The following is an 18,082-nucleotide window of genomic DNA, read 5'->3' as shown; positions in this document are numbered from 1 at the left end:
TGATCATCCCATCTTCGTAATTTGTGATTCGTGGTGGTTCCACTGGTTCCATGTCAGATCGATGCTGCCGTCCGCAATGCTTTGTATAACCTCAGGGTATAGCTGATGCTCGATCGGGTGGATTTTGTCACTCAGCGAGGCCTCGGTGTCATTCCGTTCGATGTTTATCGCCCGCTGGGCCAGAATCGGTCCGCTGTCCAAGCCGCCATCCACCAGATGTACGGTGACGCCCGTGATCTTCACACCATGCTCAAGCGCCTGGCGAACCGCGTGAATGCCCGGAAACGACGGCAAAAGCGACGGATGAATATTGATCATGCGCCCCCAATACGCCTGCACCAGTACATCGGTAATGATCCGCATGTACCCGGCCAGGACGACGAGCTCCACCCGCTTGGCTTGCAATTGCTCTAAAATGTCTTGCTCATACGCCTCCCGCGAAGGGTACTCCTTCGGCTTGAACGTATACACCGGCACGCCGGCCGCTTCCGCACGGGTCACGACCTGGGCCTGCGGCTTGTCACAGACCAAAAGCTCGATGCGGACATCGAGCCGGCCTGCAGTCACCGCATTCACGATCGCTTGGAAATTACTCCCGCTCCCGGACGCGAATACGGCGATGCGCAGAGGCTCGGTTCTCATACCGTCGCCCCGTTAAATGTCACAATACGCTCCCCTGCGGTTACACGGCCCAGGGTGTATGCTTTTTCGCCCTTTTGCTCAAACAATTCAACGGCCTTCGCCGCATCGTCTTCAGCTACGATCACGACCATGCCAATGCCCATATTGAACGTGCGGAACATATCGTTGTTGCTGATGCCGCCCTCGCGCTGCATGAGCTCAAAGATCGGCAAAATCGGCCAGGAGCCGTAATCGATCTCTACATTGACGCCTTCCGGCAGCACGCGTGGAATGTTCTCCAGGAAGCCGCCGCCTGTGATGTGCGCCATTCCTTTGATTTTCACCTGCTCCAGCACGCCAAGCACCGGCTTTACATAAATCTTCGTCGGAGCCAGCAGCGCATCGCCCAAACGTCCGCCGAGCGCGTCTACCTGATCGGTCAAGCTGTAGCCCTTCTCTTCAAGCAGCAGCTTGCGCACGAGCGAAAAGCCGTTGCTGTGCACGCCGCTGGACGCCAGTCCAAGCACAACATCGCCCGGGCGAATGGTGCTGCCGTCGATGATTTTCTTCTTGTCCACGATGCCTACGGTAAATCCGGCGATATCGTACTCGCCTTCGCTGTACATGCCCGGCATTTCCGCCGTTTCGCCGCCGATGAGGGCGCAGCCCGATTGCACGCAGCCGTCGCTGATGCCTTTGACGATCGCTTCAATTTTCTCCGGGATGACCCGATCGCACGCCAGATAGTCGAGGAAAAAGAGCGGCTCCGCACCCTGCACGATGATATCGTTCACGCACATCGCCACCGCATCGATCCCGATGGTGTCGTGTGAATCCATGGCAAAAGCAATCTTCAGCTTCGTGCCGACACCGTCCGTACCGGATACCAGAACCGGCTCCTCGTACTTGTCTTTATTCAACCCGAACAGTCCGCCGAAGCCGCCCAGCTCTGTGAGCACCTCGGGACGGAACGTCGTTTTGACGTGCTTTTTCATGCGCTCTACCGCTTCGTTGCCAGCCGCGATATCGACGCCGGCTTTTTTATATGCATCGGACACTTGGTTTTCCTCCTAAAATGTTACTTCTCTTCGCCATTCTCCGTCTCCGGGCTCGTGCTGCTTGACTCCGGCCGCTCTTGAAAACGGGTTCTCTATATCTTGTTTAGCGGTAAGAACCCGTTTTCAAAGGCGGCACGTAAACTCTCCGTCAAGCACACGACCCTCCGCCTTCAGGCTCCAGATAAAAAATTTCACTCGCATAAACCTGCGCTTGAGAATAGGAAGGCGGTCGCTTCGCTTCGACCGCCATATAAATTTATTAATGTTAACGATGGTTCACATCGTTAATCGCAACCGCAGCCTACCTTCGCATCCTCCGGAAGCGGCGTTGGGTAGCGGTTGTCGAAACAGGCGGTGCAGTATCCGCGGCTAGGCTCGTTGCTCTGACGTCCGATCGCGGACAACAGGCCGTCCTTGCTCAGGAAGTGCAAGGAGTCGGCGTTGATCGCCTGCCGGATTTCCTCGATCGACTTGTTCGCCGCGATCAGCTCCTTGCGGTCCGGCGTGTCGATGCCGTAGAAGCAAGGGTTGGCGAACGGCGGAGAGCTGATGCGCACATGCACTTCAGTCGCTCCTGCTTCGCGCAGCATATTCACGATGCGCAGCGAGGTCGTGCCGCGCACGATCGAGTCGTCGATCATGACGACGCGCTTGCCAGCTACGATGCTGCGCACCGCGGACAGCTTCATTTTCACGCCCTGCTCACGCAGCTCTTGGCTCGGCTGGATGAACGTCCGGCCGGTGTAGCGGTTCTTGATCAGCCCGAGCTCGTAAGGGATGCCCGTTTGCTCCGCAAACCCGATCGCTGCGGAGATACTGGAATCCGGCACGCCGGTCACCACATCGGCATCGACGAACGCTTCCATTGCGAGCTGACGGCCCATCCGCTTGCGCGCGGAGTGGATGTTCACTTCATCGATATCGCTGTCCGGACGCGCGAAGTAGATATACTCCATCGCGCAAATCGCACGCTGCTTGATCGGAGAAAACCGATCCTCCTTCATGCCGGTCTTCATATCGAGCACTAGCAACTCGCCCGGCTCGACATCACGGTAGTACGTGCCACCGACTGCATCGAACGCACAGGACTCGGAGGCGAACAGCCAAGCCGTGCCAAGGCGTCCCATCACGAACGGACGCAGTCCGTACGGGTCACGCGCAGCGATCAGCTTATCTTTAGTCAAAAACATAAACGCATACGCGCCCTCAATCTTCAGCAGCGCTTCCTTCACCGCGAGGACGATATCATCGTGCTTGGAGCGAGCGATCAAATGCGCTACAACTTCCGTATCGCTCGTCGTTTGAAAGATCGAGCCCTGCTTTTCCAGCTCCCGCTTAATATCCGGAGCATTGGTCAGGTTGCCGTTGGTGGCAATCGCGAGATCACCCTCACGGTATTTGAACACGAGAGGCTGAGCATTAGCCAGCTTGCTCTCCCCGGAGGTCGAATACCGCACGTGCCCAATCGCGTTCGCGCCGATCATCGTGCCCAGGTTGTCGTTGTTGAATACTTCTTTCACCAGACCCATGCCGCGGTGGTACTTGAACGACTCGCCGTCCGCGACACAGATGCCTGCGCTTTCTTGTCCGCGATGCTGGAGGGCGTGCAGCCCATAGTAGGAGAGCGAAGCGGCTTCGGAGTGACCGAACACCCCGAACACCCCGCATTCCTCGCCCAGCTTGTCGAACAAGCCGTCATGCGCATTCACGCCTTCGTTATAAAAATCTCCGGTCCACAGCTTCGGAGCCTGATCTTCCTTGTTCACACGTCCGCCGACTTTTACTGCATCAGACATGGAATCGCATCCTTCCAGACTTGTTCTAGCTGAGCTACAGATGCTTCAATTACCGACGCCGTACCATTCACCCCAACGCTTAGAACGTCTCCGCCAACCGTACCCAGCACTTGAACCGGCACGCCTTGGGCAGCGATATGCTGCTTCAGAGCTTCGGCCTTCTCTGGAGTTGCACTCAGCAGAATCCGGGATTGGCTTTCGCTGAACAGAGCAACGTCGTTACGCAAGCCAGCCGCTTCAAAATCCACCTTCGCGCCGACGCGGCCGCTGATGCAGCTCTCCGCCAGAGCAGCGGCAAGACCACCCTCGGAGAGGTCATGCGCGGAAGCCACAAGCCCTTGCTGAATCGCCGTCAGAACGGTGCTGAGCAGCTTTTGCTCCACATCCAGATCGATTTGTGGTGGACGGCCTTCCGTCACGCCATGCACGACGTATTGGAACTCGCTGCCGCCAAGCTCCGCCTTCGTGTCGCCGAGCAGCAGGATGACGTCGCCTTCCTTCTTAAAGCCTTGTGTCGTAATGTGATCCGTATCGTGCACCAAGCCGACCATGCCGACAACCGGCGTAGGATAGATCGCGCCTTTGGAGTTCTCATTGTACAAGCTGACATTCCCGCCGATAACCGGCGTGTTCAGCTTGCGGCACGCTTCCGCCATGCCGTCGACCGATTTTTCCAGCTGCCAGAAAATTTCCGGCTTCTCCGGACTGCCGAAGTTCAGGTTGTCCGTGATAGCCAGCGGCTCGGCACCGGAGCACACATTGTTGCGCGCGGCTTCCGCTACGGCGATCATGCCGCCCACTTCCGGATCCAGATACACGAAGCGTCCGTTACAATCCGTCGACATCGACAGTGCCTTGCGGGAGCCGCGAATCGTGACCACCGCTGCATCCGAGCCAGGCTGAACCGCTGTGCTGGTGCGAACCATATAGTCATATTGGTTATAGATCCACTCTTTGCTTGCCACGGTTGGGGAAGCCAGCACCTTTTTCAGCGCATCGTTCAGATCCGTTACTTCCGCATAGCGCAGCGTATCAATCTTGCCGTTGGCCTCGTAATAAGCGGGAACCGCCGAAGGCTTATGGTACATCGGGCACTCGTCAACCAGCGCCGTGACCGGCATGTCTCCGACCAGCTCGCCTTTGTGGTACAGCTTCAGATTGCCATCGTCGGTTACTTTACCAACCTTCGCGCAGTGGAGACCCCAACGCTCGAAAATCGCCTTAGCCTGCGCCTCATGTTCCGGCTTCACCACGAACAGCATGCGCTCCTGAGATTCCGACAGCATCATTTCGTACGGCGTCATGCCTTCTTCACGCTGCGGCACTTCGTCCAAATACAGCTCCATACCGTTACCGGCTTTGCTCGCCATTTCAGCACTGGAGCATGTGAGGCCTGCGGCTCCCATGTCCTGAATACCGACAACGATGCCCGAATTGATCAGCTCGAGGCACGCTTCCAATACGAGCTTCTCCATGAACGGATCGCCCACTTGCACCGCCGAACGCTTCGCTTCCGAAGCCTCGGACAAATCCTCCGACGCGAATGTCGCGCCGTGAATCCCGTCGCGTCCGGTCGCCGGACCGACATAGAACACCGGGTTGCCTACGCCTTTGGCTACCCCTTTTTGAATCTTGTCGTGGTCGATCAGACCGACGCACATCGCGTTAACGAGCGGGTTGCCTTCATAGCTCTCGTCGAACATAACCTCGCCGCCAACCGTCGGAATCCCGATACAGTTGCCATAGCCGGCAATACCGGATACCACGTGCTCGAACAAATATTTGACGCGATCACTCTCCAGACGGCCGAAGCGCAGCGAGTTGAGAACCGCTACCGGACGAGCGCCCATGGAGAAAATGTCACGAATAATGCCGCCTACACCTGTAGCTGCGCCTTGGAAAGGCTCGACAGCCGATGGATGGTTATGGCTTTCAATTTTGAATACAACGGCTTGATTATCGCCGATATCGACGATCCCAGCGCCTTCGCCCGGACCCATCAGAACGCGAGGGCCGCTGGTAGGGAATTTGCGCAGGACAACCTTGGAATTTTTATAAGAGCAGTGCTCCGACCACATGACGCTGAATACGCCGATCTCGACGTAATTCGGCTTGCGGCCCAGAAACCCGCATACCTTCTGATATTCGTCGTCCGTTACGCCGAACTGTTTGTAGATTCGTTGCTCCGATATTTGCTCTGCCGTAGGCTCCTTAACCGATAGCTGCTGCGCCATGTTTTTCCCTCCAAGTGCTCAAAATCGATGTAAACATCCGCTTGCCGTCCGCTGAGCCAAGCAGCTCGCTAATCGCCCGCTCCGGATGCGGCATCATGCCCACCACGTTGCCGGCCTTGTTACATACTCCTGCGATATCGTCGAGCGATCCGTTCGGATTGTTGCCTGCTTTATAGCGGAACACGACTTGATTGTTCGCTTTCAGTTCCGCCAGCGTCGCCTCGTCGCAGTAGTAGTTGCCTTCGCCATGCGCGATTGGAATGCTGATGATTTCGCCTTCTTGATAGTCCGATGTAAAAGGCGTGTTCGTATTCTCCACCTGGAGCAGTGCCTGATGACAGCGGAACTTCAGCGATTGGTTACGCATCAGCGCGCCCGGCAGCAATCCCGCTTCCGTCAAGATTTGGAACCCGTTGCAGATCCCCAGAATGTACTTGCCTTCCTCTGCAGCCTTTACCAGCGCCCCCATAACTGGAGCAAAACGGGCAATCGCACCGCAGCGCAGGTAGTCGCCATAGGAGAAGCCCCCTGGAACCAAAATTGCATCATATTTCGACAGATCCGTTTCTGTATGCCACACGTAATCCACTGGCTGTCCGATCGTATCCTCTACCGCTTTGTAGCAGTCGATGTCACAGTTGGAGCCGGGAAACACCAGTACCGCAAAATTCATCGTTTCGTCCTCTTTTCCGCGTAGTTGTCCTTCTTTTAAAAAATCCACTATTCAGCACGAAGCTCGAAACGGTAATCTTCGATGACGGTGTTTGCAAGCAGCTTCTCGCACATCGCCTTTACGCGCTCTTCCGCCACGCCACGGTCGCTGGTGTCCAGCTCTACTTCCAGATACTTACCAATCCGCACCTTCTCCACTTCATCAAATCCCATCGAGTGGAGCGCGCCTTGTACGGCGGTTCCTTGGACATCCAGCACGCTTTGCTTGATCGTAACGTAAACGGTCGCTTTTAACATTAGAATCATGTCTCCTTCGGACAATAAAAGTAGGGTTCCTGTCTATGACAAATCACGATTTATGAAGGCGAATATCAGCCTGCTGCCTAGCCTAGCCCAGCACCAGCCGGTTATAAATATCGCGGTACCGCCGCGAAGTCTCTGCAACAACGTCTGCCGGAAGCGGATCCGGCTCACTGTCTTTATCCCAATCCGTACCGGACAAGTACGTCCGTACCGGCTCTTTGTCCATGCTGTCGATCTCGATGTCGAGCGCGTAGTTTTCTTTGGCCCAGAAGCGAGAGGAGTCCGGCGTGAAAATCTCATCAATCAGGATGATTTCCCCGTCAATCAGACCAAACTCAAACTTCGTGTCCGCCAAAATGATGCCCCGCTCCTCGCAGAATGCCCGGGCAAACTCGTACAGCCGGATGCTTTTTTCCTGCAGCTGCTCCGTCAGCTCTGCGCCGACCAGCTCTTTCATCCGCTCGATCGAAATATCCTCGTCGTGTCCGACGTCGTTTTTGGCTGCCGGTGTGAAAAGAGGTGTCTCCAGGCGATCGTTCTTGCGCAGCCCCTGAGGAAGCGTATGGCCGTTCACTTGGCCCGTCTTCTGATACTGCCGCCAGCCGCCGCCGGTAATGTAGCCGCGTACGACACACTCGATGTCGATCCGCTGCGCCTTCTTCGTCACCATGAAGCGGTCCTTCATGATCTCACGGTCCGTGATCAGCTCGCCGAGCTGCTCGACATCCGCGTGCACCACGTGGTTCGGCTGAATCTCCGCCGTCTGGTCGAACCAGAACTTGCTCAAGGAGTTGAGCACGTTCCCCTTGTCCGGCACCGCCGGGCTCAGCACCCAGTCAAAAGCGGAGATGCGGTCGGTGACCGCGATTAAGAAATGCTCACCGAGATCATACAGCTCCCGGACCTTCCCTTTATATAACAGCGGTGCTTTTACATACGGCTCCGCACTTGAAATCGCTACCCCAACCGATTCCTTATTCATGCTCCGCTCATCCTCTCCCGATGGGTTATAATCGTAAGCTTAGATCCGCTATCCATTACAACCTAGCTCAAGCCTAAATGTTTGAAAATCGTATCTACATGCTTCAAATGCCAGCTCGGATTAAATGCATCCTCGATTTCTTCTGCCGACAGATGCTCGCGAATTTCCGGTGTCGCTTCCACGATCTCGCGGAAGGAGCGCTGCTCTTCCCACGCCTGCATCGCACGCGGCTGTACCGTGTCGTAAGCTTGCTCGCGGCTGAAGCCCTTGTCGATCAGCTTCGTCATGACGCGGCCGGAGAACGGCACATCGTAGGTGCTTCGCATGTTGCGCTTCATATTTTCAGGGAACACGGTCAAGTTCTTGATAATGTTGCCCAAACGGTTCAGCATATAGTTCAGTAAAATCGTCGCATCCGGCAAAATGATCCGCTCCACCGAGGAATGCGAAATGTCGCGCTCATGCCACAGCGTCACGTTCTCGTACGCGGACACCATATGACCGCGAATGACGCGCGCCAGACCCGAGATGCTCTCGCAGCCGATCGGATTGCGCTTGTGCGGCATCGCCGAGGAGCCCTTCTGCCCCTTCGCGAACGCTTCTTCCACCTCGCGGAACTCGCTCTTTTGCAGCGCGCGAATTTCAGTTGCGAACTTATCGAGCGACGTAGCGATCAGCGCCAAGGTCGCCATGTATTCGGCATGACGGTCACGCTGCAGCGTCTGCGTCGAGATTGGCGCCGGCTTCGTGCCGAGCTTCTCGCACACGTACTGCTCTACGTACGGGTCGATGTTCGCGTAAGTGCCCACCGCACCGGAGATTTTACCGTACTGAACGCCATCGGCAGCAAACCGGAAACGCTCCAGATTCCGTTTCATTTCCTCGTGCCAAAGCGCCATTTTGAGTCCGAAGGTCGTCGGCTCAGCGTGAACGCCATGCGTACGGCCCATCATCGGCGTATCCTTATAGGCAATCGCTTTCTCCCGAACGATCTCGATAAAGTTCAGCAGGTCGCGCTCAATAATTTCATTAGCTTGCTTAATCAAGTAGCCGAGCGCCGTATCGACGACGTCAGTAGAAGTCAGACCGTAGTGTACCCATTTCCGCTCTGGACCTACGGTTTCCGATACTGCGCGAGTAAACGCAATCACATCGTGACGGGTTTCCTGCTCGATTTCGTAGATGCGGTCGATGTTGAAGCCGGCATTTTTGCGAAGCTCCGCTACATCCGCCTTAGGGATGACGCCCAGCTCAGCCCACGCCTCACAGGACAAAATCTCCACTTCCAGCCAAGCCTTGAATTTATTTTCCTCCGTCCAAATGCGCCCCATCTCGGGTCTTGTGTAACGATCGATCATGGTTTTCCAATCCTCCGATTTCGATTCTCTATTTAGTTGACTTCCATATATTCGAAAGCTCGATCCACCGGTTCGCTGATTCCACCGAATCGGTAAGCAGATTCACATGGCCCATTTTTCGTCCGGTTTTGGCTTCTTGCTTGCCATATAAGTGCACCTTAGCCGTTACGCCCGGCACCGCCTGCTCGGATTCCGCCTTGACGATCCAGTCCAGCAGCGGCTCTACATGCTCGCCGAGCACGTTGACCATGACGACCGGCGTGAGCAGCCCGGGATCGCTCAGCGGCAGGTTGCAGATCGCCCGCACATGCTGCTCGAACTGCGAGGTGCGGCACGCTTCCATAGTATAATGCCCCGAATTGTGCGGCCTTGGCGCCAGCTCGTTCACGTAAAGCTCGCCGTCCGCTGTCAGGAACATCTCGACCGCAATCAGGCCGATCACATCCAGCGCTTCTGCAATGCGCAGTGCCATCCGCTCGGCTTCCTGCAGCACCTCCGATGAAGCGCGAGCAGGCACAATCGACAGATGCAATATGTTGTTCACATGCACATTCTCCGCCGCCGGAAATGCCTTCACTTCGCCTCGAGGGCTTCTCGCCGCGATAACGGAAATTTCTTTGGCGAAGTGGATGAACTGCTCCAGCACGAGCTCCGTCTTGGCCCGGCTCAGCGTCTCATAGGCTTCGGCCACCTCATCCAGCGAGCGGATGACCCACTGGCCTTTGCCGTCGTAGCCGCCGGTCGCCGTCTTCAGCACGCACGGCGTGCCGAACCGCTGCACCGCTTCGCGCAGCTCAGCCTCGCTTGCGATCTCCGCGTACGGCGCTACCTTCACGCCGGCCGCTTCAATCGCGCGCTTCTCGCGCAGCCGGTGCTGCGTAGTGTAAAGCAGCCGGCTGCCCTGCGGCACGTACGATTCGGCCATCAGCAGCGAGGTCACTTCCGCATCGACATTCTCGAACTCGTACGTTATGACATCCGCCTGCTCCGCCAGCTGCCGCGCCGCCGCCGCATCATGATACGCGGCAACAATCTGCTGGTCCGCCACTTGCCCGCACGGTGCATCCGGCGTCGGGTCGAGCGTCACGAAACGATAGCCCATCGCCCGACCGGCCAGCGCCAGCATCCGTCCGAGTTGGCCGCCGCCGAGCACGCCGATCGTTCCACCCGGAGCAATCACCCGCTCAGCATCATAAGCTTTATCCATAGCTTGGTTGTTTCCGCCCTCCGTCATTCCAGCACGCTCTTTTCAATGACGGTTTGTGCGATGCGTTCGCGGCGGTCTGACACCTTGCGCTGCAGCTCTGGATCGAATGCGCCCAGCAGCTGTGCGGCCAAGAGGCCCGCGTTCGTTGCGCCTGCATGCCCGATTGCCACTGTAGCAACAGGAATGCCGCCCGGCATTTGAACGATCGACAGCAGCGAATCGAGTCCGTTCAGCGTCGATGTCTTCACAGGCACACCGATGACCGGCAGGATCGTCTTTGCCGCCACCATACCCGGCAAATGCGCCGCGCCGCCCGCGCCTGCGATAATGACCTTAAGCCCGCGCTCCGCTGCCGCCTCCGCATACTGGAACATCAGGTCCGGTGTGCGGTGGGCGGATACGACCTTTTTCTCATAAGGTACGCCCAGCTCCTCCAATATGTCGCATGCGTGCTTCATCGTTTCCCAGTCGGACTGGCTTCCCATAATGACTCCAACAAGTACGGACATCGAACTAACCTCCCCTGATATGTAACACCCAGCTTTCTGAAAAAAAAGCCCTGAAAATACAAATCGCCCGGCAGATAGCGCATACGGAATGCGTCTATCGACAGGACGACTAAATGTTCGAAGCGCAAGCAAAGGCCGTGCACGTGAGTACCGACCTTCCAGTTCGCTCGTTCACTCGTAGTCCAAAAATTTATGGTTTTTGGGTAGAAACTTTCGGGCCGTATTCCCGACTTTATACGAGATTATTCGACTTTCTATGAAAAATAATACCTTTTTTTAAGCGTTCATGAGTACCTTTTAAGTTTAACAGCCATCTATAGCTCATGTCAACCGGAAAAGACGAACATTCACGAAATCGACCTAAAAAATAGTTCGCATTTAAAAGCTTTTTATTCGCCAATTCCTGTTAATTTCCAGTGAGATGTTTCTGATTTTTCAACTCCTGCAGTGCCGTTTCGACCTCGTTCGACGAAAAATTGCCATTTTCTAATTTTCCTTCATCTAATAGGAGCCATCGCTCGTACATTTGAATACCGATCTCTACCCATTCCATCCGTTCGCTCTCCAGCCCCGCTTCCTCCAGCGCATCGAGCAAATGAAATAACACATCCTCACTGCTGGCAAACCATCCGGTTTCTTCATAATAAGAGATCAGCTTTTCCATCAGTCCGATTTCCATCCGCGATCGGCCAATCATCTCCAGTGCCGTCTGTACACGCGATTGAAACTCGTCCTTCAGCTCCGCGCGCGCGTCCAGCTCCCTTGCAGTTAGCAGCAGCTCCGCCGATTTCGTCGCCGCCTGCCGCGCGGCCACCTCTTGGCCCGCCTCTTTCCAGACCGCCGCTTCAGCATTAAGCAGGTCGCCCAAAGCCAGCACCTTACCTTGATCTACTTCACCATCTCTGGAGAGCAGGGCTATAAGGTCCTTTACCGCCAGCGCATGCACGAGCTTTGAACCTACGCCGAGCAGCTGCTTCATCGCTTGCGTCAGCAGGGCCATGGCCTCCTCCAGCCGCCGCTGACTCACCTCGTACATCACCTTTTGCACCACGGCCATCGACTGCTCTATCAGCCTTAACAAATAATCCCGCCTGTACATGCAGCTCCCCATTCCCTTCCGACCGACCTAAAATGCCTCTCCAGCTCGAACACTATTTTATTGTATCGCATTTCCTTCCCGGGAAGAAAAAAGCCCTTTCCAGTTAAATGGATGATTTTGTGCATTGAACTGACTAGGGTCGTATGTTAAATTACTAAAAGCCGAATCGCTACAATATTTTTTTCGTGTAGTGTACGGGGGACGCATCACATGGGGTGAATGTAATGCCGTGTAGCCGCTGACCGCTATTCTTGCAGACAGCTTGCGACATCAGTACGGCGAACTAGGGAAAACCTCTTCCCGAACCCGACAACTAACCTCGGAGGCCTCACAGGAGGGAAACCATGAAACTGAATATTAAAAACATGCTGATCGCATGTATGTTTGCTCTGCCTACCGTTATTTCGGCGTCTACGCCGGCGCAGGCCGCTGTGGCTGTGCCTCAGAAGGTTGCAGATGACGTGAAAGTGCAAGTAAACGACAGTCTGGTGCAATTTCCGGACGCCCAGCCTTTTTTGGATGAGAATCATAAGCTGCAAGTGCCTGCTCGTGTCGTAGCAGACAAGCTGGGTTATCAAGTACAATGGGAACCGGCGGGATCGGAAGTAAAGGTCACCTTGAAAAAAGATGACAAAAGCGTGTCGCTGACCACCGGCGATAACACTGTTACCATAAACGGTAAATCAACAACCGCCCCTGTTTCAGCTTCGTTGATTGACGGCCGTGTGTACGTTCCGTTCCGTTTGATCGCCGATTCGTTCAATATTAATACGCAGTGGGACAACTCGAACCGGATCGCGATTCTAGGCGAAGATGGCAAGTATCACGCTCCTGCCTGGTACAAGCCAAAAGTGGTTGCTCCAAGCTATAGCAAAATTGTGGACATGAAAGCCACAGCTTACACCGCTTCTCCTGCTGAGAACGGCGGCTACGGCGCGATCGATTACCTGGGCCAGCCATTGGCGCTCGGAACCATCGCTGTAGACCCTTCGGTCATCCCGCTTGGAAGCAAGGTTTATGTGGAAGGCTACTCGTATGACGGATTGCCGACCGGCGGCATGTATGCCATCGCTTCGGACACCGGCAGCGCCATTAAAGGCAATAAGATTGATATTTTCCTGCCGGAGAGCCGTTCCAAGGCCCAAGATTTCGGAGTACAGCAAGTGAAAGTGTACGTCATCGGTTCCTAAATTTTATTAACTCAATCTCATCCGCAGGCAGCCGCTCCTAAGAGCGGTTGCTTTTTTTTGCCTCTACAGCCTACTGCATACTTTACGGCGATTGGCCCAACCTAACAAAAGAAGATCACCACCTGACTACTCACTTTAGTTCCACTAGAGGTGAAGCCCTTGAAGCCCTTTATGATCAGCCGAATCGCCAAGCTTTCCTTGTGCTTGTTCATTGCCGCCTTCACGTGTGCCGCGGCGCGTCCCGCCGGCAGCGATGAGGTCGTGTGGAACGTCCAGACCGACCAAAAGCTGATTGCTCTCACCTTCGATGACGGCCCGAACCCGGTCTATACCCCGCAAATCTTGGATCTGCTAGCGCAATATCAAGCGAAGGCCACCTTTTTTGTGCTAGGCAAGCGGGTGAAGATGTACCCTGCGGTCGCGATTCGCGAAGTGAATGAAGGCCATGAGATCGCCAACCATACGTTCGACCACCATTTTCTGAAAAATTACCCGCCGGAGCGATTGGTAGAGGAAATTCGCCAGACACAGGAAGTAATCTTCGATATCACCGAGCAAATGCCGCACGTCTTCCGTCCCCCGGGCGGATTTTACAACGAGGCGCTGCTCAAATCGATGAAGGAAGATAAGCTGACCGTCGTCATGTGGTCCTGGTATCAGGATACGAAGGATTGGCGAAAGCCCGGAACGGATAAAATCGTGCAAACCGTGCTGGGTAATGTTCACAATGGCGATATCGTTCTTTTTCATGACCTGGAGGGCGACTGCAGTCAGACGGTTGAAGCCTTGAAGCGCATTTTGCCGGAGCTGAAGAAGCAAGGCTACGAATTTGTCACCGTATCGGATTTGATTACCAAGACCCAAAAATAACGCATGAGGCACCTATGAGCAGACCAGCTCATGTGGTGCTTTTTGTTGTCTCATCGACTATGCCAGAAAAGAATAACTTTCCCAGATGAAACCATAATAAGACAATGCAAGCGAAATGTTAGATTTCCTACCCTACTCAAGGAGAGCACTGAACATGAGCGGAACGGCCGCAGCGACTAACGAATTGCTTTCGCGTACGCTTCAAGCGTTTCAGGATTGCTCTGATCTGGTGCATCAGCAGTTTCCGGCTCAGCTCATTGATGTGCTCTACTTCGACCATTTGACGGATCAAGAGATGCTGCGAAGTGATGTGCTGGAGCCCTTCAGCCGCTTGCAGCCCTCCGCGATCGAATCACTGCTCACCCTTTCACAGTACAAGCCCATCTTTGTCACGAGCAATCTCGTGGAAGGCATTCTGCATGGGGAAGCTGCGATTTTTTTCAACGGGCAAGCGTATTTGTACGATACCGGCGGGCCGGAGTACCGTGCCATTCAGTCCTGGGAAACGGAAAGCGTCATCAGCGGACCTCACGATGCCTTCACGGAATCGCTCGATACGAACCTATCTTTAATTCGCAGACGTGTAAGGGATGCCCGACTAAAAACGATCCCGTTAACCATCGGAAAAACTCGGGAACGAATCTATGCTTCTATATATCGACGGGCTAGCTGACCCTGATCATGTACAGCATCTTAGCCGTATGATCCAGTCGCTCCGGATAGATGCCATTTACGATATCAACACCCTCGTCCAATATATTCATCCTAGCCCGTTTTCCGCCATCCCGCAGATTCTGACCAGTATGCGTCCGGATCTGATTGCCAGCAAGCTGGTCGACGGAAAAGTGATCGGAGTGCTTGACGGCAGTCCCCATGTGTTCAGCACGCCGACGTCCTTCTTTGAGTTCTTCTCTTCCCCGGACGACCACTACCAGACATGGATGGTCAGCTTTCCATAAACATTTGCTTCATACTTAAAATGTGAAGATACTTTTTGGCTTGTTGTTGGAGGTAAGTCCATGTCAGTCATGACCACGATGGTAAATCTGATGAAGAGCGTGGCGGACCTCGCCGTTATCATTATTCTCGCTAACCGCGTTTATGTATATATCACCAGTTAAAGATTCAACCGTTTGATTCAACAGATTGGTCTAGGCTTACTATTTGGTACAGGTGCCGCACTTTTTGTTCCCCTACTGGTTCAATGGAACGACAGCATGATTGTCCATATCAATCACGTCGTAGTAGCGGTGGCCGGTGCCCTCGGAGGGTCGATTCCTTCTCTAACCGCTGCGCTGCTCAGTACAGGCTGCGGACTATTGCTTAGCAACGGTGTCGAGATGATGCCTGCGACTGAAGCCACTGGAACCGCCGCACTATTCGGTACCCTTTTCTATTACTGGAGGAAGCGAACCAACAGGCGCCGGGGAACTTGTCCACTTTAATCTTGGGACTGCTGGTAGGGCTCGAAAGCTTGCTGTGGGGGACCCATCTGCCTTCCTCCATCTTTACCGGCACAGCCAATTTATATGTTGTCAGAGTGCTGCTCGCCTATCCGCTTGCTACCGTTGGGATCACTTCCTTCATCCAGTTTGAGCGGGAGAAACAGCGCAGCGAGATAATCGACCCAATGACCAACATCCCTAATCAGCAGATGGTTTTATCCCACTTGAAGACAATCATTCAAGCCCGGCGGCAGGCGTCAATCATTCTATTAACCATCGATAACTAAATGCACATTGCTGCTTTCGGGGAATCGCTTCTAGCCGAGGTATGTATTCGCTTAATGGGTCTGCTCCCTCAGGATGGGTTTATCGGGCGAATTAACGAAAACAAATTTCTGCTAAGCTGCCCAGCTAATCCGGGGTCCGAACAGCATGCCGCCCTGCTGCAAAAAATTTACGCTACCTTATCGAAGCCCTTCAGCATCCAAGACGTTCAGGTGTACATCTCTATCAGTATCGCGGTGTCAGAGTATATCGGAAACAACCAATCCGTGGATTCACTGGTTCAGCAAGCGGAGAATGCCCTTCGCCAGACCAAGGAACAGGAGGTTCACCGGACTGAATCCTATAGCGATCAAGCCGGCTCGGAGCCCCGACTGCGAACGAAGCTGCGAGAGGCACTATGGTTGACACTGGATCGCGATGAGCTGCACGTGCTTTACCAGCCGCAATTCAACTTGCAAACGGGAGCGGTTCGCGGATTTGAGACACTGCTGCGCTGGAACCATCCGGAATTCGGTGCCATTGCTTCGGCTGACTTTATTCCCCTTGCAGAAGAAACCGTGATCGTCCCGATTGGACAGTGGGTGATGAAGCAGGCTTGTGATACATATAAGCGATTGCTACATTCGTTTCCAGGAGCTGTGCTCACCGTGAATATTTCAGCCGTTCAGCTCGTCAAAAAGGATTTTCCTTACGATGTCCGTAACATTCTTGCATCCTCGTCGATACAGCCGCAAGTCTTGGAGCTGGAAATTACCGAGCATTCGCTCATGGATTCGTTCGAGCAAGACGAGAATCAGCTCCACCGGCTGCAAAGCTCAGGCGTAAAGCTGGCACTCGATAATTTTGGCACCGGGTATTCTCGCTGAATTTGTTAAAGCGGCTTCCTTTTCACATCATCAAGATCGACAAGAGCTTTGCTGATGAAATTGCTATTGTATCCGAGCATCAAATCACTGCCTCCATCATTAACTTGCTCAAGCAGCTGGGTTATCTTGTGATCGCCGAAGGATTAGAGTCCTACCACCAGCTTTATCATCTGAAGCAATGGGGATGTGATTTCGCTCAAGGTTATTTAATGAGCAAGCCATTATCGGAGGATCAGCTTGCGGTTCAAAGCAACTTTTTAAGTCCTACATAGAGGAGTGGAAACCATGCACATCGCTTACGTCAACCATCTTATTCCCGGACAAAGCTTTACCGCTCGTCCCATCTACGATGAATTCGGGCATCTTCTTTACGATACTGGAGCTCAGCTTACCGGTCAGCTGATTGCCGAACTGCAGGCTCATGAGATTCACAAAACCGTTGTCTATGACCACAACACCACTGAAATTTTGTTACCGGAACTGGTTCCCTCCGAAGAGTGGATCTCTTGGGTGCTGCAGGCTCAAGGCATCTATGAAAATGCCCGTTCACATCATCTGGATCCCGAAGCCGTATTCTTGCCCCTCATTGGCATGCTTAGAAAAATATGGAGTCATTCTCTGCTGATTCCTCTTCCCACAAGCTCTGTGCCTCGGGTTCTGCAGCCTTATGCTCACGTGGTCAACGTAACACTATGGGCCCTCCAAATGGGAGTATCCTTGAAGCTGACCAATAATCAGCTCTATATGCTGGGTGTCGGCTGTATGCTGCACGATATAGGGAAGAAACTTACGACGGATGTTCGCAGTCATGCAGCCGCCGGTTATCAATTTGTAAAAGACCATCCAGAGATCAGCACGCTATCAGCGCTAACTCATGAGCTGCTAAACGGCCTCGGCCTTCCCAACGGAAGCCGCGATACTGCCGTGCTTGAGCTATCTCAAATTTGCGGCCTTTCCAATCTATTCGATCACTTAAACGAAACCTGTGATTCAATGAATATGGGAGCTCTGGATATTGTCTGCTCCTACTCCGACAAGTATTTCACGAGTCGAGTGGTTCATACCTTACTCTCGAGCGCCCTTGCCTCTTTGCCTGGCACCAAGGTGCAAGTGAATCAAGTCGAGGAAGCCATTGTGCTTTTAACTCACGGACGCTCTGCACACCCCCATGGTGCGTATGGTTCATTCCGGCGTCATCTTCATATTTCAAATCCATGCCGATTGGCAGCTCGACGTTGTAAGATAGCAAAGAGCCTCATTGGATCTTGTCCAATGAGGCTCTTTCAATTTGCTTGGCGACGTTCTACTCTCCCAGGACCCTGCGGTCCAAGTACCATCGACGCTGGAAGGCTTAACGGTCGTGTTCGGGATGGGTACGCGTGGTTCCCTTCCGCCATCATCACCAAACGGATTGTTCAGGATTTGCACCCTGAAAACTGGATTCGAAACAAAGCTCGCTGAATCTTTTGGATAAGCCCTCGACCGATTAGTATTCGTCAGCTCCACACGTTGCCGCGCTTCCACCCCGAACCTATCTACCTCGTCGTCTACAAGGGGTCTTACATACTGGGAAATCTCATCTTGAGG

The 18,082-nt window shown here is 54.0% G+C and carries 15 protein-coding genes, 2 rRNA genes, 3 pseudogenes and 2 riboswitches; of the genes and pseudogenes, 7 read left to right on the top strand and 13 right to left on the bottom strand.

The window, feature by feature from the left end; translation table 11 throughout:
• Window positions 1-3: 3 nt before the first annotated feature.
• The 11 genes from purN to FPZ49_RS26185 all read right to left on the bottom strand — a co-directional run bounded on the left by purN (window position 4) and on the right by FPZ49_RS26185 (window position 11,839).
• A complete protein-coding gene (purN, locus tag FPZ49_RS26235) occupies window positions 4-642 on the bottom strand; it encodes a phosphoribosylglycinamide formyltransferase (RefSeq protein ID WP_144852749.1) in 639 nt (212 codons plus the stop codon).
• On the bottom strand, window positions 639-1,679 hold the full coding sequence (gene purM, locus FPZ49_RS26230; protein WP_144852747.1) for a phosphoribosylformylglycinamidine cyclo-ligase: 1,041 nt from the start codon (window positions 1,677-1,679) through the stop codon (window positions 639-641). Before purM ends, purN begins: the two co-directional genes overlap by 4 nt.
• A 284-nt stretch (window positions 1,680-1,963) precedes the next feature.
• Window positions 1,964-3,475 carry an amidophosphoribosyltransferase gene (gene purF, locus FPZ49_RS26225; protein WP_144852745.1) on the bottom strand — a complete coding sequence of 504 codons (1,512 nt, stop codon included), beginning with the start codon at window positions 3,473-3,475 and terminating at the stop codon, window positions 1,964-1,966.
• Entirely contained in the window at window positions 3,460-5,709 is a 2,250-nt protein-coding gene (gene purL / locus FPZ49_RS26220; RefSeq protein ID WP_144852743.1) for a phosphoribosylformylglycinamidine synthase subunit PurL, read from the bottom strand. The genes purF and purL overlap by 16 nt, the downstream gene beginning before the upstream one ends.
• Complete coding sequence (purQ, locus tag FPZ49_RS26215; RefSeq protein WP_144852741.1) at window positions 5,687-6,382, bottom strand: phosphoribosylformylglycinamidine synthase subunit PurQ; 696 nt, start codon at window positions 6,380-6,382, stop codon at window positions 5,687-5,689. The genes purL and purQ overlap by 23 nt, the downstream gene beginning before the upstream one ends.
• Window positions 6,383-6,429: 47 nt before the next feature.
• The gene (gene purS, locus FPZ49_RS26210) at window positions 6,430-6,678 is read right to left on the bottom strand and encodes a phosphoribosylformylglycinamidine synthase subunit PurS (RefSeq protein ID WP_144852739.1); all 249 of its coding nucleotides are present in this window, start codon (window positions 6,676-6,678) and stop codon (window positions 6,430-6,432) included.
• Window positions 6,679-6,769: 91 nt separating this feature from the next.
• A complete protein-coding gene (locus tag FPZ49_RS26205; RefSeq protein WP_144852737.1) occupies window positions 6,770-7,666 on the bottom strand; it encodes a phosphoribosylaminoimidazolesuccinocarboxamide synthase in 897 nt (298 codons plus the stop codon).
• Between the two features lie 62 nt (window positions 7,667-7,728).
• Window positions 7,729-9,024 (bottom strand): adenylosuccinate lyase, encoded by a 1,296-nt coding sequence (purB, locus tag FPZ49_RS26200; RefSeq protein WP_144852735.1) that lies wholly within the window; start codon window positions 9,022-9,024, stop codon window positions 7,729-7,731.
• 28 nt (window positions 9,025-9,052) lie between these two features.
• Window positions 9,053-10,258 (bottom strand): 5-(carboxyamino)imidazole ribonucleotide synthase, encoded by a 1,206-nt coding sequence (gene purK / locus FPZ49_RS26195; RefSeq protein WP_144852733.1) that lies wholly within the window; start codon window positions 10,256-10,258, stop codon window positions 9,053-9,055.
• The gene (gene purE, locus FPZ49_RS26190; protein WP_144852731.1) at window positions 10,255-10,740 is read right to left on the bottom strand and encodes a 5-(carboxyamino)imidazole ribonucleotide mutase; all 486 of its coding nucleotides are present in this window, start codon (window positions 10,738-10,740) and stop codon (window positions 10,255-10,257) included. The genes purK and purE overlap by 4 nt, the downstream gene beginning before the upstream one ends.
• Window positions 10,741-10,898: 158 nt before the next feature.
• A riboswitch (purine riboswitch) is annotated at window positions 10,899-11,000 on the bottom strand.
• 146 nt (window positions 11,001-11,146) lie between these two features.
• Window positions 11,147-11,839, bottom strand: a complete 693-nt coding sequence (locus FPZ49_RS26185) for a DUF6483 family protein (RefSeq protein ID WP_144852729.1) — start codon at window positions 11,837-11,839, stop codon at window positions 11,147-11,149.
• A 149-nt stretch (window positions 11,840-11,988) separates the two neighbouring features.
• Window positions 11,989-12,182, top strand: a riboswitch (cyclic di-AMP (ydaO/yuaA leader).
• A gap of 1 nt (window position 12,183) precedes the next feature.
• Between FPZ49_RS26185 and FPZ49_RS26180 the strand changes: the two genes are divergently transcribed.
• From FPZ49_RS26180 to FPZ49_RS37645, 7 genes and pseudogenes are all read left to right on the top strand, one after another.
• A complete protein-coding gene (locus tag FPZ49_RS26180; protein WP_144852727.1) occupies window positions 12,184-13,029 on the top strand; it encodes a stalk domain-containing protein in 846 nt (281 codons plus the stop codon).
• Between the two features lie 150 nt (window positions 13,030-13,179).
• Complete coding sequence (locus tag FPZ49_RS26175) at window positions 13,180-13,899, top strand: polysaccharide deacetylase family protein (protein WP_391563874.1); 720 nt, start codon at window positions 13,180-13,182, stop codon at window positions 13,897-13,899.
• Between the two features lie 115 nt (window positions 13,900-14,014).
• Window positions 14,015-14,858, top strand: a pseudogene (locus FPZ49_RS37655) (spore germination protein).
• A 174-nt stretch (window positions 14,859-15,032) separates the two neighbouring features.
• Window positions 15,033-15,344: a LytS/YhcK type 5TM receptor domain-containing protein gene (locus FPZ49_RS37650; RefSeq protein ID WP_144852721.1), complete on the top strand. Its 312-nt coding sequence runs from the start codon at window positions 15,033-15,035 to the stop codon at window positions 15,342-15,344.
• The gene (locus FPZ49_RS26155) at window positions 15,332-15,631 is read left to right on the top strand and encodes a hypothetical protein (protein WP_144852719.1); all 300 of its coding nucleotides are present in this window, start codon (window positions 15,332-15,334) and stop codon (window positions 15,629-15,631) included. Before FPZ49_RS37650 ends, FPZ49_RS26155 begins: the two co-directional genes overlap by 13 nt.
• Window positions 15,632-16,767 (top strand): annotated as a pseudogene (locus tag FPZ49_RS26150) (putative bifunctional diguanylate cyclase/phosphodiesterase).
• A gap of 13 nt (window positions 16,768-16,780) precedes the next feature.
• Window positions 16,781-17,338, top strand: a pseudogene (locus FPZ49_RS37645) (HD domain-containing protein); the annotation flags it as partial.
• Window positions 17,339-17,785: 447 nt separating this feature from the next.
• Here the strand turns inward: FPZ49_RS37645 and rrf are convergent.
• Together rrf and FPZ49_RS26130 are read right to left on the bottom strand one after the other, a co-directional pair.
• Window positions 17,786-17,902: ribosomal RNA gene (gene rrf, locus FPZ49_RS26135) — 5S ribosomal RNA — on the bottom strand.
• Window positions 17,903-17,961: 59 nt separating this feature from the next.
• A 23S ribosomal RNA gene (locus FPZ49_RS26130) occupies window positions 17,962-18,082 on the bottom strand; the annotation flags it as partial.

Origin of the sequence: Paenibacillus cremeus (assembly GCF_007786445.1) — a bacterium.
GTDB lineage: Bacteria > Bacillota > Bacilli > Paenibacillales > NBRC-103111 > Paenibacillus_G > Paenibacillus_G cremeus.
This window is presented reverse-complemented; position numbering and strand designations above follow the sequence as displayed.

What these genes read in the sequence shown, in the direction of transcription:
- purL (WP_144852743.1), bottom strand. Translation starts at nt 5,709, where the DNA reads ATGGCGCAGCAGCTATCGGTTAAGGAGCCTACGGCAGAGCAAATATCG.
- purB (WP_144852735.1), bottom strand. Translation starts at nt 9,024, where the DNA reads ATGATCGATCGTTACACAAGACCCGAGATGGGGCGCATTTGGACGGAG.
- purF (WP_144852745.1), bottom strand. Translation starts at nt 3,475, where the DNA reads ATGTCTGATGCAGTAAAAGTCGGCGGACGTGTGAACAAGGAAGATCAG.
- purQ (WP_144852741.1), bottom strand. Translation starts at nt 6,382, where the DNA reads ATGAATTTTGCGGTACTGGTGTTTCCCGGCTCCAACTGTGACATCGAC.
- FPZ49_RS26185 (WP_144852729.1), bottom strand. Translation starts at nt 11,839, where the DNA reads ATGTACAGGCGGGATTATTTGTTAAGGCTGATAGAGCAGTCGATGGCC.
- purE (WP_144852731.1), bottom strand. Translation starts at nt 10,740, where the DNA reads ATGTCCGTACTTGTTGGAGTCATTATGGGAAGCCAGTCCGACTGGGAA.
- FPZ49_RS26205 (WP_144852737.1), bottom strand. Translation starts at nt 7,666, where the DNA reads ATGAATAAGGAATCGGTTGGGGTAGCGATTTCAAGTGCGGAGCCGTAT.
- purN (WP_144852749.1), bottom strand. Translation starts at nt 642, where the DNA reads ATGAGAACCGAGCCTCTGCGCATCGCCGTATTCGCGTCCGGGAGCGGG.
- purS (WP_144852739.1), bottom strand. Translation starts at nt 6,678, where the DNA reads ATGTTAAAAGCGACCGTTTACGTTACGATCAAGCAAAGCGTGCTGGAT.
- FPZ49_RS26180 (WP_144852727.1), top strand. Translation starts at nt 12,184, where the DNA reads ATGAAACTGAATATTAAAAACATGCTGATCGCATGTATGTTTGCTCTG.
- purK (WP_144852733.1), bottom strand. Translation starts at nt 10,258, where the DNA reads ATGACGGAGGGCGGAAACAACCAAGCTATGGATAAAGCTTATGATGCT.